Genomic DNA, 13155 nt, shown 5'->3' on the forward strand with positions numbered 1-13155 from the left:
TCACACTAGCGCGTTTCGTTTTGCCATCTCGATAAGTTCTACCAAGGATTTGGCTTTAAGTTTTTGCATCAGCCTTTTTTTGTAAGTGCTTACTGTCTTGTTACTTAAGAACATGCCTTTGGCTATTTCTTTGTTGGTGCGACCTTGTGCAAAAAGTTGCAAGACCATCAGTTCTCGGTCATTTACCGTCTTGAATAATTCAAGTTCCAGGTAATCCTTGCCGTCGGTGCCATTGGCATTCAATGCCTGGCTGGGGAAATAGTTGTAGCCGGAGAGCACCGCGCGGATGGCGCTCAGCAGCTCGCTCAGGTCACCTTCCTTGCACACATAGCCATCGGCGCCCGAGCGCATGCACCGCGTGGCGAACAGCGTCGGGCTTTGGGCGGTGAGAATCAGGGTTTTCATGGATGTGCTCATGGCGTTGAATCGGCACAGTACCTCGAGGCCATCAAGTTTAGGAATACTGATATCCAGGATGATCAGGTCCGGCAGGCATTCGCGAACCATTTGTATTGCATCACAGCCGTTGTCCGTTTCACCGACGACTTTATAACCTTCATGTTCCAACAACATCCGAATTGCCAACCGGATAACGGGGTGGTCATCAATGATAAAAACTGTGTTCATAATCACATTCCATGCAAGTGCAAATAAAGCGGGCACATTAGCTCAGAAGATGAGGGAGGAGCATGAGCCTTGGAGGGAGTAGGTATAAAACAAGAGAATTCCTACATAAAAAAAGGTAACTGCCCACCGGCTGGTAAGGCTTTGTGTCGGTAGGTGTAAGCAATTATTGGAATCATGCATTCAGGAGCGGTGCGAGGGGTTTAGCTGAGGTTTTCAGGTGATCTTTCGTAAGTGGGCGCGTTTAAAGTCCTACATTTATAAATGGAGTAGTGGCGCTATTAACGTTGCCAGTTCGTCTTTGTTTAGGGGTTTTAATAAATAGCCAAGCAGTGGCAGGTTGCGTTGCAAGGCTTGGGTGGTCAGGTTAGACAGTTCCGCAAGAGGCAGCCCGCTCAGTAGAATCGCGCCCCTTATAAAGTGTCGCCGACTGGCGATTTCCACCAGTTCCAACCCAGGTAAATCAGGCAGGCATTGGTCGCATAGCATGAGGTCAAAGGGCGCCTCGGACTGTGACATTACGCGGATGGCCTGTTCAGCATTTTCGGCGAGGCTCAGTTGGTTAAAACCGAAACTGTTGAGCAGGCACTGAGTGGCCAGGAGCTGAAAGGGGTGATCCTCCACCAATAGGATTCGAAGAGCGAGTCTGGGCATAAGAGGCACACGTGTCAGTCAAGCGTCGATGGGGTAGGGCGTAGGAATTACTCGCCAGGTCCGCCAGAAGCGTGCGCGATTATTCCTTGAGTGGCTGTGCGAATTCGATCAGGCCGCTCTGTTCCCGTCGTAGGTAAAATCTGTTCGGGCAACAGGCGGCGTGACCAGTCTGTTCACTGTGGGCTGGAACGCCCCGTCATCTCCCGTGCCATCTCGGTGGCGTAGCTGTCGGTCATGCCGGCGATAAAGTCGATCATGCGCAGGAACGAGGCGTGCAACGACCCGTGCGGGTTAGGTGCACTGTTACCCAGCAAGTCGAGGATGCGCCGGTTCTTGAACGACGGCGTGCGCCCGCCATGCTGCTCCAGCGCTGCGCCGCAAAAGGCGTTCAAGAGGATTTCCAGCGTGGTGTAGGCGCCGATTTCATGCAGGGTCTTGCGCTTGTCCTGGAAGATTTTCTTGCGGGCCATGTCCTTGGCATCCAGAACGCAACGCTTGGCGGGGCCATGCATGTGCTCCACCAGATCGCCTGGGAGCGTGCCGGCGAGCAAGGCATCCTGTTGTTCGACAAAGGCCCGCGCGGCGGCATTGGTCAGGTGTTCGATGGCCTTGCCACGCAGGATCGCCAGCTTGCGTCGGCGCGAGTCCTGGGAACCCAGTTGCCGGTACGTCTGAGGCAGGTCGTCGCCCACCAGGTCGAGCAGCAATGACTCGACCTCGGCATATTGCAGCAACTCCATTTCCAGGCCGTCTTCGAGGTCGATCAAGGCGTAGCAGATATCGTCTGCCGCCTCCATCAGGTAAACCAGCGGGTGACGGGCCCAGCGTTGTTCTTCCAGCTGTGGCAGGCCGAGCTTACTGGCGATCTGCTCAAGGATCGGCAGCTCGCTCTGGTAGCAGCCGAACTTATGCTTCTTGTAGCCCAGCGAGTCCGCGTGACGGGCGGTCCAGGGGTATTTCAGGTACGTGCCCAAGGTGGCGTAGGTCAGGCGGGTGCCACCGTCGAACTGGTGGTATTCAAGCTGAGTCAGTACGCGAAAGCCTTGGGCATTGCCTTCGAAATTGAGGAAGTCATTGCGCTCGGCGGTGCTCATGTCATCCAGCCAGCCACGACCCGCCGCCTGTTGGAACCAGTGCCGAATGGCATCTTCACCGGAATGCCCGAACGGTGGGTTACCAATGTCATGGGCCAGGCAGGCCGATTGCACCACCATGCCCAGGTCGCTCGGGTCGCACCAGTCGGGCAGGGCGCTGCGCAGCGTTTCGCCAACGCGCATGCCGAGGGAGCGGCCCACACAGCTGACTTCCAGGGAGTGGGTCAGGCGGGTGTGGATATGGTCGTTGCTGGACACCGGGTGCACTTGGGTCTTGCGGCCCAGGCGGCGGAACGCGCCAGAGAAAATAATGCGGTCGTGGTCCTTGTGGAACGGGCTGCGGCCCAGTTCTTCCGGGCTATGCAGGGGCTTTCCAAGACGCTCGCGGTTAAGCAGGGTGGGCCAATCCAAGGCGGGTGCTCTCCGTGTGGTGAATGACACCGCCCAGCTTCCCGGTTCCGCCTTGGCGGAGCAAGCGAAAATCTACAGGCCGACCGCATCAATATCGATTAACAGCAAACGCTGACCGTTATTGAAGAATTGTCCGGCGGTCAGGCAATACTGGTTGGTGGTGGCATCGCGGTAGGTCGAGGACAGCGTCAGGCGTCGTTCCTCCCAGCCTTCGGCGAGCAAATGATAGAAGTAGGGCCGCCACGACCAGTTATGCCCCAGGTAACGGCTGTCGGCCTGCCAGGCGTCCTGGCGCCATTCGAAGTTGGGCGTGAGTTGAGTGCCATGGCGGTCGCACTGGTAAAAACGCAGCAACCAGGGGAAGTCCGGCAATTGCGGTAATTGATCAAGCGGCGCCTGGCCCTGTGCCCAAGCCTGCAGGATCTTCATCAGCTCGGCCAGTTTCAGGCGCAACTGCATGATACGGCCGCGCTCGGCGAGTTTTTGCTTCACGTAAACCGTGCGCAGTTGGGCAAAGCGCGCCACGAAGGCATCGGCGGAAAACCAGTCTAACTGCGCCTGGGCAAACAGATAGCCCTGTACGTAGCGCGCGCCGCATTCCAGGGCGAAGCTCAACTGTGCCTCGGTTTCCACGCCCTCGGCGATGATCCAACAGCCGGTCTTTTCGGCCATTTGCGCCAGTGCCCGTACCACCTCGCTGCTCGGCCCGCCCTTGGCCGCTTCCTGGAACAGGCGCATGTCCAACTTGAGAATATCTGGCTGCAACGCCAGCACCCGGTCGAGCTGCGAATAGCCGGCGCCGAAGTCATCAATGGCGATGCGTGCTCCGGCCTCGCGATAACGCGCCACCACGTCGGCCAGGCGCTGGATGTCGCCGCCCAGTTCGGTGATCTCGAACACTATGCGCTGCGGGTCAACGCCGTGCGCATGCACCTGCTTCAAGCTGGGCAAGGCTTGGCCGGGACGCAGGCGGTTGATCCAGCGTGGGGAGATGTTCAGGCTGAGGAACCAGTCTTCGGGCGCCTCGTGCAGGCGGCTCAAGGCATTGTCGCGGATCTGCCGGTCGAGGCGGCGCAAAGCCACACCAGGCGTGCGTCGGTCGGCGAACAGTGGGCCGACCGACTGCAAGCTGTCATCCGCCTGGCGCAGGCGGCCGAGGGCCTCGACGCCGGCGATGCGCCCAGTGGCAGTGTCGATAAATGGCTGGAAACAGGCGAGCGGTTGCCCGTCGATCACGGGGCCTCCTTAAAAACGTCGGCGAAAAAAAGGCCCGGCCCTCAGTGACGAGGGCCGGGCCGATTCTGTTTGCAAGAATGCAGCCAGCAGCGCTTAACGCTTGCGCCCTGCCATGGCCAATTTGATCAGCGGGATCAAACCGGCCCCCAACCGCACCAGGCGCGTCAGGCTGCTGATACTGCCGCCCTTGGCACCTTTGCCGGTGAAAAAGCCCATCAGCGTCACCGCTGCCACGCCCCACAGCGGCGCGTGCTTGATGCCCAGGCTGTCCTGCCAGTTGTGGCGCAGGTCGCGCACTTTATTCAGGGGCACCATGAGTTGCTGGGACTCGTGGCGAATCTCCTGGCGGTGCATTTCCATGCGCAGGCGGATCAACGCCTTGCGCATTTCCCGGCGGGAAGTGTTTTGCGGGATTTCAGTCAAGCTCATGGCAGCAGGCGCTCCCGATCATTGGCCAGCTCTTCGAGGGTGGCGTGGAAGGGCGTTGATTCATCGAATATCGCCGCTTTCAAGCGCACACCGCAGAAGGCCGCGGCCAGGGTGTAGAACACGCACAGGCTGATAATCCCGGTGAGGCGGTAGGTGTCCCACACCAGAATCATCACCAGTGCCGATAACCCCACCAGCAACAGCAAGGCGAACACCAGTGCCAGGCCCGCAAACAACAACAAGCTGACCGTGCGGGATTTCTGCTCCTGCAACTCTATGCCAAACAATTCGACGTGGCTGTGCAGCAAGCCCAGAACGGCCGCGCCCAGGCGTCGGGAAGTGGAGCTTGAGCTCGTGGACGAGCCGGATTCGCCGATAGACATGGTATTAGCGCCTTGTAGCCAGCAGACCGATCAAAAAGCCCACGCCGGCGGCAATGCCCACCGACTGCCAAGGGTTGGCTTGCACGTAATCTTCGGTGGCGGTGACGGCCGCCTGGCCGCGTTCGCGCAGGGAGTCTTCGGTCAGTTGCAGGGTTTCGCGGGCCTTGAGCAGGCTTTCGTGAATCTTGGTGCGCAGCTCATCAGCCTGGTCACCGGCCAGCACGGCGGTGTCGTCCAGCAACCTTTCAGTGTCACTGACCAGGGTTTGAAAATCCGCCATCAGTATTTCTTGCGCAGTCTTTGCAGTTCTTCTGGCCATGGGTATCTCCGTGATTGGCTGATCTGTACATATTTTAGTTACGTCAGTTTTCGAGTCACCAGTATCGGTGAAGGTTCACTGCAATTGTCTGGTACAGCTTTTGCTTTGCCTTGGTGCGCAGGCCCCGGGGCCTGCGCTGAATCCGGGCGGTTGAGGCGAATGCCTACAAAAACCTTACCCTAAATAACTGAAACTCGCGGAAAAACCCTGTCGGCAACGGCCTGTTGTGTTGATCGCTGCGCTAAAGCGGTTCACGCCCTCTGAAGAGGGGCGGGGCCGGTGGTGCCAATTTAGTGCGCGAAACCCTGGCTTGAACCGCTTTGGTGCTTTTTGCCTTATTGCAGGCCTGCCAACCTCCATGGAAAATTTGCAAAGTGCAGTGGACACCCTCGTCCACAGCTCCAACACCCTGTTCATCCTGATCGGCGCGGTCATGGTCCTGGCCATGCACGCCGGCTTCGCGTTCCTGGAAGTCGGCACCGTGCGCCAGAAAAACCAGGTGAATGCCTTGTCGAAGATCCTCAGCGACTTTGCCATCTCCACCCTGGCCTATTTCTTTATAGGCTATTGGATCTCCTACGGCGTGAGCTTCATGCAACCGGCCGCGGTGCTCAGTGCCGATCATGGCTATGGCCTGGTGAAGTTCTTCTTCCTGCTGACGTTCGCCGCGGCCATTCCGGCGATCATTTCCGGGGGCATTGCCGAACGGGCAAAGTTCGCCCCGCAGCTGTGCGCCACCGCGCTGATCGTGGCGTTTATCTACCCGTTTTTTGAAGGCATAGTCTGGAACGGCAACTTCGGCCTGCAAGCCTGGCTGCTGGCGACCTTTGGTGCCAGTTTCCATGACTTTGCCGGCTCCGTGGTGGTGCACGCCATGGGCGGCTGGCTGGCGCTGGCGGCCGTGTTGCTGCTGGGGCCGCGTAACGGGCGATACCGTGAAGGGCGGCTGGTGGCCTTCGCGCCGTCGAGCATTCCGTTTTTGGCGCTGGGCTCGTGGATCCTGATTGTCGGCTGGTTCGGCTTTAACGTAATGAGTGCGCAAACCCTCAACGGCGTCAGCGGGCTGGTGGCGGTTAACTCGCTGATGGCGATGGTCGGCGGCACGGTCGCCGCCTTGGTGATCGGTCGTAATGACCCGGGCTTTTTGCATAACGGCCCGCTCGCCGGGCTGGTGGCGATTTGCGCCGGCTCCGACCTGATGCACCCGGTGGGCGCGCTGGTCACCGGTGCGGTCGCCGGCGGTTTGTTTGTGTGGTGCTTCATCGCGGCCCAGGATCGCTGGAAGATCGACGACGTGCTAGGTGTGTGGCCGTTGCACGGCCTATGCGGCGTGTGGGGCGGCATCGCATGCGGCATCTTTGGCCAAACCGCCCTCGGCGGCCTGGGTGGCGTAAGCCTGATCAGCCAGTTGATCGGCACCGCCCTTGGCGTGGTGGTGGCGCTGCTCGGCGGCCTGCTGGTGTATGGCGTGATTAAGCGTGTGCACGGGCTGCGCCTGAGCCAGGAGCAGGAGTACTACGGCGCGGACCTGTCGATCCACAAGATTGGCTCGGTCAGTCAGGATTAATCGGTGCTTCTCTCTCCGGGTAGAAACCGTGCAGCAGGCGATAGCGGCTATGCCGCACCTCATTCACCCGCGCTTGCACCTGTTGGTCCGGCAGGCCCAGCAGGATCAAGGCGTGAGAGGCGAGCATCAAGCTCGACTCCAACAGCTCAGGCACCACTTCACTGGCGCCTGCCGCTTTCAGCTCAGCCAGTTGGCTGTCATCGCGAGTGCGCACGAGGATGGGGACCTGTGGGTTGATCCTTCTCGCCTCTTTCAGCACCGTCAGGGCGACATCGCTGTTATCCACGGCGATGACCACCAACCGCGCACGTTCCAGGCCGACCGCGCAGAGCAGGGCACCACGGCGGCAGTCGCCGTAATGCACGCTGCTGTCTTCGGTGGCGGCTTCATTCACACGCTCGGGGTCGTCATCCAGGGCGATAAACGCCTGTTGCTCCTGGCGTAGAAATCGACCGATGGACTGCCCGACCCGACCGTACCCGCAAATCACGGCGTGGCCGCGTAACTCGGCATTGAGTGCGGTGATTTCTTCCAGCTGCACCTGCTGATTGGGCTTGCGGTGCAGGCGCAGGGCAAGCGTGGGGGCCGCGCGCAGTAACAGCGGGGTCAGCAACATCGAGCAGAAAGTGGCGGCAAGCAGCAACCCATTGAATTCGTCCGGGATCAGCTGGCTCTGTTGCATCTGTGCCATCAACGCAAAACAGAACTCGCCCCCTTGCGCCAGGGCCAGGCCGCTGCGCCACGCGGTTTCACTGTCGCTGCCGCGCAGCTTGACCAGGGCCGCCACGACGCAGCCCTTGATTAGCATCAGTGCGAGGGTCAGGCCGAGGATCAACAGGCTGTGGCTGATGAATAACTGCAGGTCGATAAGCATGCCGATGCTGACGAAAAACAGCCCCAGCAGAATGTCGCGAAACGGCCGGATATCCGCTTCGATCTGATGCCGGTAGTGGCTTTCCCCCAACAGCATGCCGGCCAGAAAAGCGCCGAGCGCAGGGGAGAGGCCCAGCAAATGCGTGAGCCAGGCGGTAAGCAACACGATCACCAGCGCCAACAGCACAAACAACTCTGCCGAGTGCGAAGCGGCGACTTCATGGAACAGACGTGGCAGTAACCAGCGGCTGGCCAATAGCAGGCCGACGAACAACAACACGGTTTTGCCCAGGGTCAGCGGCAGCGCCCAATACCAGGCTTGCTCGCTGCTACCGGCAAACACCGGCACCAACGTCAGCAGCAACACCGCCACCACGTCCTGGAACAGCAACACGCCAATCGCGTTCTGGCCATGGCTGCTGAAGATTTCCCCAAGGCTGGTCAACTCCTTGCTGACGATAGCCGTGGAGGACAGCGCCAAGCCCGCGCCGAGCAACAGCGCGACGCCAGGTGCCAGGCCGAAGCCCATCAGCACGCCGCCCAACAACACCCCGCAACCGAGTACCTGCAAACTGCCCAGGCCAAACACCACGCTGCGCAGCGCGAGCATCTTGGTCAGGGAAAACTCCAACCCGAGGGAAAACAGCAGGAACACCACCCCCAGTTCGGCGAGGTCGGGCAGGTCTTCGCTGTCATTCACCCAGTCCAGTGCGGTGGGCCCCACAGCCAGGCCCACGCACAGGTAGCCCAGCACGGGCGGCAGTTGCAGCCGGCGAAACAGCGCAATCACCACCAGGGATGAGGCCAGAATGATCAGCAGGTTGGCGAACACGAGCAGCTTCCTTGCAGGTTGAATGGACAAAAAGGCGCGAGAATCGCTGAATCAGTTATAGGCCATGCTGATCTGTGTCAGGGGTTGTGTGGGTTAACTGGGCTTGCCCCGCGTTGGGGCGCGAAGCGGCCTGAAAACCTGTGAGCAAGTTTTAACCGGGAAGCCGCATCAGCCGCACTGGGGCCGCTTCGCAGCCCAACGCGGGGCAAGCCCGCTCGCCACAGGTATTCGCTGGGCATAGAATAAAGTCCCACTTTCTGATCAGGCCCATTCGCCATGCTTCCTGAATGCCAGTTATTCGGCACCCTGGGTTGCCATCTTTGTGAGATCGCCGAAGTCGAAATCATGCCACTCGTCGAACATGGGTTGCTGGTAGAACTGGTGGATATCACCGACCCCGATGATCTGACCGAAGCCTACGGCCTGCGGATTCCGGTGCTTCGCCGGGTGGATACCGGGGCAGAACTGGACTGGCCATTCGACACTGGACAGATTGTTGCCTTCCTTTCTTAAGTTTTCTCCGATGGTGGGTTTCCAAATATTACGTTACTGTATGCTTGTACAGTGATGGAATAGAGGGAACGCCCGTGGTGAATGTTGAACAACTGAAAAGCAGCGTCAATCGCATGTCCGCCGACGTCGTGCGCGACGCGGTGAACGAGCTGCGCCTCGATGGTCTGGTCACGGAAGGCAAGACGCCGTTTAATAAAGTGCATTTCAATACCTGCTTTGCCGAGATCGAGGCGTTGTTCCAGCGCGCCGGTTACCACAAGCAGTTGGATGTGGTGGGTTATCAGGGCTTGCTGTACGCGCTTTACGATCCTGGCCGCTGGGAAGCGGTGGACGTGCTGCGCTGGCTCAAGGAATTCACCGACGCCGCCAGCGCCTCGCCGGTCCTGCGCGCGCAATTGGCCAAGGCCTGAGATCCGCCCTAGGCTCCATCGTGCTCCATGCGGGATAATGCCTGCCTGATTTTCCAGGCCTCGAGCATTTTCATGTCCACATCCGGTTTTTCCGCTTCGCAACACCAAGCCAGCACGCTGTATTTGCCGCCTGGCCCCTGGGCGACGGTGCTGGACTGCCTGTGCGAGCACTTCCCGGCGATCAGCCGTGAACACTGGCTGGACCGCATCGCCCGTGGTCGGGTACTCGACATCAACGGTACGCCGATCAGCCTGGGCCTGGCCTACAAGGAAGGCCTGTGCATCTACTACTTCCGCGAAGTGCCGAATGAAAAGGTGATCCCGGTTCAGGAAACCATCCTGTACGCCGACGAGCACCTGGTGGTCGCCGACAAACCGCACTTTCTGCCGGTGACGCCAGCCGGTGAGTACGTCGAGCAGACCCTGCTGCGCCGTTTGATCCGTCGCCTGGATAACCCGTCTTTGGTGCCCTTGCACCGTATCGACCGGCACACCGCAGGGCTGGTGCTGTTCAGCGCCAACCCGCAAAGCCGTTCGGCGTATCAACAGCTGTTCCCTACGCGTCGCATCGACAAATTCTACGAAGCCATCGCCCCAGCCTTGCCGAACCTGACCTTCCCCAGGGTGCACAAAAGCCGTCTGGTGGATGGCGAGCCGTTCTTCCGCATGCAGGAAGGGCCCGGCGCCAGCAACACTGAAACTGCCGTGGAAGTACGTGAGAAAAACGGCGACCTATGGCGCTACGGCCTATTCCCCGTGACCGGCAAGAAGCACCAACTGCGGGTGCACATGACCGCGCTTGGGGCGAGTATCTGCAATGACCCGTTCTACCCTGACGTGATCAAGGACGCCGAGGACGACTACGCCAACCCGCTCAAACTGCTGGCCCAAGGCGTACGCTTTATCGACCCGGTGACCGGCGAACAGCGTGATTTTCGCAGCCAGATCACCCTCGACTGGTAACCCCCAGAAACGACAAGGCCCGCACATGGCGGGCCTTGTTGGCAAACGCTAAGACTTACAGGTCTTTAACGGTGCGAACCTGATCTTTGTTGATGCGGGTCTGCTTACCGTCAAGTTGTTTGAACTCATAGAAGCCCGAAGCCTTGTCGTATGTAGGGGTGTCGACGGCCTGGATTTCGCGACCGTCATTCAGGGTGATCACTGTAGGCGAGGCGCAACCGGCAAGCGTGGCGAGGCCCAGTGCAAGCATGAGAGCGGCGATGGTCCGTTGAGTCATGTGTGTGTCTCCGAGAGAATTCTTTTAAATTGCTGACCTTGTGACGCGCGCGGCGCCGACAAAGTTCCTTGTTCGAGGTTCATTCTGACACGCCGATGCCTGGGTGTAACAGCTTCGGTGTATTCAAGTTGGCCAGGCGCGGGTCTTCAGCCGGGCACTCCAGGCCCACGCCACCCAGGTGCAAAAAAAGCTTGCGGGGGCTACGTTCGCCGGCGTCCCAGGCCCGTTTTACCTCGGTTTGCAGGTATGTCGGGATGATGCAGATCAAGGGTTCCCAGAACTCACCATGGCGCACCATCACCGGTAGCTGCGGGTTGCGGCGTGCAATCTCACGCAGGTCGGTGAGCAGTCCCACGTCGATGTTTGGCACATCACACGGCAGTATCAGCAAATGCGCATGACGCGCGGCGGCTAATCCGGTGCGGATGCCTGCCAGCGGGCCGGGGAAGTCCGGGCTGTCGTCACTCACCAACTGGTCGGCATAGGGCGCATAGTGGTCATGGTTGCGGTTGCACGAGATGATCAAGTCATCCGTGAGCGGCCGTGTCAGGCGCTGCAAGTGCGCGATCAGGGGCTGGCCATGCCAGGGCAGCAGGCCTTTGTCCTGGCCGCCCATGCGTTGGCCGCGGCCACCGGCCAGCAGCAAAATCGAACAGGGCAGGGGCGAAGCATCGAGAGACATGGCGGTTCCGCTGGGGCAGGTAAATAGGGCCTGTGTGATATAACATCGGGCTGTTCCTTCGACAACCGGACCGAGCCATGAACGCCAAGGCTGATGCGCCCTTCGTACCCCTGAATATTGCTGTACTGACCGTCAGCGACACCCGCACCCTGGACACCGACACCTCGGGCCAGGTCTTCGTCGACCGGCTGACCGCCGCCGGCCACAGCCTGGCCGAGCGCGTGCTGCTCAAGGACGATCTCTACAAGATTCGCGCCCAAGTCGCCCACTGGATCGCCGAAGACGTGGTGCAAGTGGTGCTGATCACCGGCGGCACCGGCTTCACCGGCCGCGACAGCACGCCCGAAGCGGTAAGTTGCCTGCTGGACAAACAGGTCGACGGTTTTGGCGAGTTGTTCCGCCAGATCTCCGTGGCCGATATCGGCACCTCCACTGTGCAATCGCGCGCGCTGGCCGGCCTGGCTAATGGCACGCTGGTGTGCTGCCTGCCGGGCTCCACCAACGCGGTGCGCACCGGCTGGGACGGCATCCTTGCCGAGCAACTGGATAACCGCCACCGCCCGTGCAACTTCGTCCCTCACCTGAAGCAGGCCGAACCCTGCCAATCCCGTGGGTAAGCCCGGCAAGACCGGCGCGCTGATGCCGGTGGAAGACGCGTTGCGTCAACTGCTGGACATGGCCGAAGCCGCGCCGATCCGTGAGCCGCACGTACTGCCCTTGGCCGACTGCGACGGCCGCGTGCTGGCGCAGGATTTAGTCTCCACCCTCGACCTGCCGCCTTGGCCCAACAGCGCCATGGACGGTTACGCCCTGCGCCTTGCGGACTGGGTCGGCGAGCCCTTGCCCGTCAGCCAGCGCATCTTCGCAGGCCAGGCGCCGCAGCCCTTGGCCGCCGGCACCTGCGCGCGCATCTTTACCGGGGCGCCAGTGCCCGAAGGCGCCGATTGCGTGGAGATGCAGGAAAACGCCGTGGTCCACGCCGACGAGCGCGTGAGCTTCACCGAGCCGCTACAGGTGGACCAGAACATCCGCCCGCAAGGCCAGGAAACTACTGTAGGCGAGTTGGTGTTGACCGCGGGCACGCGCTTGGGCCCGATCGAACTGGGCCTGGCTGCGTCCCTGGGCCACGACCGCCTGAACGTGGTGCGCCGGGTGCGCGTGGCCGTGCTTTCTACCGGTGACGAGTTGATCGAGCCCGGCCTGCCGCTGGGCCCGGGCCAGATCTACAACAGCAACCGTCGCGTGCTGTGCAGTTGGTTGGCGCGAATGGGCTGTGAAGTGATTGATGCCGGGATTCTGCCGGATGACCTGGAAAAAACCCGCAAACGCCTGGCGGACCTGGGCAATGTCGACCTGATTCTGTCGACTGGCGGTGTGTCAGTGGGCGAGGCGGACTTCCTCGGTATCGCCCTGCGCGAAGAGGGCGAACTGGCCCTGTGGAAGCTGGCGATCAAACCCGGTAAACCATTGACCTTCGGCCACTTTCGCGGTGTGCCGGTGATCGGCCTGCCTGGCAACCCAGCCTCGACCCTGGTGACCTTTGCGCTGCTGGCGCGGCCTTATCTGCTGCGCCGCCAAGGTGTGCAAGACGTCGAACCGCTGCGGTTCGAAGTACCGGCAGGGTTCGTATGGCCCAAACCCGGCAACCGTCGCGAATACCTGCGCGGGCGGATCGAGCAGGGCAAGGCGATCATCTACCGCAACCAGAGCTCCGGCGTACTGCGCAGCGCGGCGTGGGCCGAAGGGTTTGTGGAGGTGCTGGAAGGGACGACGTTGGCTATCGGCGACCGCGTCTATTTCATTCCCCTGAGCGAAGTCCTGAACTGACAATAGAGATCTAAATGTGGGAGGGCTTGTAGTGGCGAGCCCGCTCGCCACAAGGGGTATG

16 protein-coding genes are annotated in these 13155 nt (G+C 60.5%); 6 read left to right on the top strand and 10 right to left on the bottom strand.

All coding sequences use genetic code 11. From position 1 onward, the window contains the following. From KZH41_RS10165 to KZH41_RS10195, 7 genes are all read right to left on the bottom strand, one after another. Window positions 1-627 carry a response regulator transcription factor gene (locus tag KZH41_RS10165; RefSeq protein ID WP_094951870.1) on the bottom strand — a complete coding sequence of 209 codons (627 nt, stop codon included), beginning with the start codon at window positions 625-627 and terminating at the stop codon, window positions 1-3. Between the two features lie 255 nt (window positions 628-882). Further along, window positions 883-1278, bottom strand: a complete 396-nt coding sequence (locus KZH41_RS10170; protein WP_094951871.1) for a response regulator — start codon at window positions 1276-1278, stop codon at window positions 883-885. A 173-nt stretch (window positions 1279-1451) separates the two neighbouring features. Then, on the bottom strand, window positions 1452-2783 hold the full coding sequence (locus KZH41_RS10175) for a deoxyguanosinetriphosphate triphosphohydrolase (protein ID WP_094951872.1): 1332 nt from the start codon (window positions 2781-2783) through the stop codon (window positions 1452-1454). 72 nt (window positions 2784-2855) lie between these two features. Then, window positions 2856-4019: an EAL domain-containing protein gene (locus tag KZH41_RS10180; protein WP_094951873.1), complete on the bottom strand. Its 1164-nt coding sequence runs from the start codon at window positions 4017-4019 to the stop codon at window positions 2856-2858. A 93-nt stretch (window positions 4020-4112) separates the two neighbouring features. Next, entirely contained in the window at window positions 4113-4448 is a 336-nt protein-coding gene (locus KZH41_RS10185) for a hypothetical protein (RefSeq protein WP_242155148.1), read from the bottom strand. Continuing rightward, window positions 4445-4831 (bottom strand): phage holin family protein, encoded by a 387-nt coding sequence (locus KZH41_RS10190; RefSeq protein WP_083359418.1) that lies wholly within the window; start codon window positions 4829-4831, stop codon window positions 4445-4447. The genes KZH41_RS10185 and KZH41_RS10190 overlap by 4 nt, the downstream gene beginning before the upstream one ends. A gap of 4 nt (window positions 4832-4835) precedes the next feature. Then, window positions 4836-5150: a DUF883 family protein gene (locus tag KZH41_RS10195; RefSeq protein ID WP_094951875.1), complete on the bottom strand. Its 315-nt coding sequence runs from the start codon at window positions 5148-5150 to the stop codon at window positions 4836-4838. Between the two features lie 358 nt (window positions 5151-5508). Between KZH41_RS10195 and KZH41_RS10200 the strand changes: the two genes are divergently transcribed. Next, window positions 5509-6717 carry an ammonium transporter gene (locus KZH41_RS10200; RefSeq protein ID WP_242155150.1) on the top strand — a complete coding sequence of 403 codons (1209 nt, stop codon included), beginning with the start codon at window positions 5509-5511 and terminating at the stop codon, window positions 6715-6717. Here KZH41_RS10200 and KZH41_RS10205 read toward each other — a convergent pair. After that, window positions 6704-8422, bottom strand: coding sequence for a cation:proton antiporter (locus KZH41_RS10205; protein WP_242155152.1), 1719 nt, complete (start codon window positions 8420-8422; stop codon window positions 6704-6706). The genes KZH41_RS10200 and KZH41_RS10205 overlap by 14 nt on opposite strands. 276 nt (window positions 8423-8698) lie before the next feature. On the opposite strand from KZH41_RS10205, the gene KZH41_RS10210 reads away from it, so the two are divergent. The 3 genes from KZH41_RS10210 to KZH41_RS10220 all read left to right on the top strand — a co-directional run bounded on the left by KZH41_RS10210 (window position 8699) and on the right by KZH41_RS10220 (window position 10308). Next, entirely contained in the window at window positions 8699-8935 is a 237-nt protein-coding gene (locus KZH41_RS10210) for a glutaredoxin family protein (protein ID WP_094951879.1), read from the top strand. 74 nt (window positions 8936-9009) lie between these two features. Further along, entirely contained in the window at window positions 9010-9345 is a 336-nt protein-coding gene (locus KZH41_RS10215; protein ID WP_083359413.1) for a transcriptional regulator, read from the top strand. A 72-nt stretch (window positions 9346-9417) separates the two neighbouring features. Then, complete coding sequence (locus KZH41_RS10220; RefSeq protein ID WP_094951893.1) at window positions 9418-10308, top strand: pseudouridine synthase; 891 nt, start codon at window positions 9418-9420, stop codon at window positions 10306-10308. 55 nt (window positions 10309-10363) lie between these two features. Here KZH41_RS10220 and KZH41_RS10225 read toward each other — a convergent pair whose 3' ends face one another. Then, window positions 10364-10585 carry a YgdI/YgdR family lipoprotein gene (locus tag KZH41_RS10225; protein ID WP_094951880.1) on the bottom strand — a complete coding sequence of 74 codons (222 nt, stop codon included), beginning with the start codon at window positions 10583-10585 and terminating at the stop codon, window positions 10364-10366. 79 nt (window positions 10586-10664) lie between these two features. Next, window positions 10665-11267, bottom strand: a complete 603-nt coding sequence (gene mobA, locus KZH41_RS10230; RefSeq protein WP_094951881.1) for a molybdenum cofactor guanylyltransferase MobA — start codon at window positions 11265-11267, stop codon at window positions 10665-10667. A gap of 77 nt (window positions 11268-11344) precedes the next feature. Here mobA and moaB point away from each other — a divergent pair, with 77 nt between their 5' ends. Together moaB and glp are read left to right on the top strand one after the other, a co-directional pair. Beyond that, a complete protein-coding gene (gene moaB / locus KZH41_RS10235) occupies window positions 11345-11884 on the top strand; it encodes a molybdenum cofactor biosynthesis protein B (RefSeq protein WP_242155156.1) in 540 nt (179 codons plus the stop codon). A gap of 22 nt (window positions 11885-11906) precedes the next feature. Continuing rightward, the gene (glp, locus tag KZH41_RS10240) at window positions 11907-13094 is read left to right on the top strand and encodes a gephyrin-like molybdotransferase Glp (protein WP_094951894.1); all 1188 of its coding nucleotides are present in this window, start codon (window positions 11907-11909) and stop codon (window positions 13092-13094) included. Window positions 13095-13155 lie beyond the last annotated feature (61 nt).

Origin of the sequence: Pseudomonas sp. YeP6b (assembly GCF_025642995.1) — a bacterium.
In the GTDB taxonomy this organism is placed as follows: domain Bacteria; phylum Pseudomonadota; class Gammaproteobacteria; order Pseudomonadales; family Pseudomonadaceae; genus Aquipseudomonas.

Coding starts and splice junctions, on each gene's coding strand:
- KZH41_RS10165 (WP_094951870.1), bottom strand. CDS start 627: ATGAACACAGTTTTTATCATTGATGACCACCCCGTTATCCGGTTGGCA.
- KZH41_RS10170 (WP_094951871.1), bottom strand. CDS start 1,278: ATGCCCAGACTCGCTCTTCGAATCCTATTGGTGGAGGATCACCCCTTT.
- KZH41_RS10185 (WP_242155148.1), bottom strand. CDS start 4,448: ATGAGCTTGACTGAAATCCCGCAAAACACTTCCCGCCGGGAAATGCGC.
- KZH41_RS10190 (WP_083359418.1), bottom strand. CDS start 4,831: ATGTCTATCGGCGAATCCGGCTCGTCCACGAGCTCAAGCTCCACTTCC.
- KZH41_RS10195 (WP_094951875.1), bottom strand. CDS start 5,150: ATGGCCAGAAGAACTGCAAAGACTGCGCAAGAAATACTGATGGCGGAT.
- KZH41_RS10200 (WP_242155150.1), top strand. CDS start 5,509: ATGGAAAATTTGCAAAGTGCAGTGGACACCCTCGTCCACAGCTCCAAC.
- KZH41_RS10210 (WP_094951879.1), top strand. CDS start 8,699: ATGCTTCCTGAATGCCAGTTATTCGGCACCCTGGGTTGCCATCTTTGT.
- KZH41_RS10220 (WP_094951893.1), top strand. CDS start 9,418: ATGTCCACATCCGGTTTTTCCGCTTCGCAACACCAAGCCAGCACGCTG.
- KZH41_RS10225 (WP_094951880.1), bottom strand. CDS start 10,585: ATGACTCAACGGACCATCGCCGCTCTCATGCTTGCACTGGGCCTCGCC.
- mobA (WP_094951881.1), bottom strand. CDS start 11,267: ATGTCTCTCGATGCTTCGCCCCTGCCCTGTTCGATTTTGCTGCTGGCC.
- moaB (WP_242155156.1), top strand. CDS start 11,345: ATGAACGCCAAGGCTGATGCGCCCTTCGTACCCCTGAATATTGCTGTA.
- glp (WP_094951894.1), top strand. CDS start 11,907: ATGCCGGTGGAAGACGCGTTGCGTCAACTGCTGGACATGGCCGAAGCC.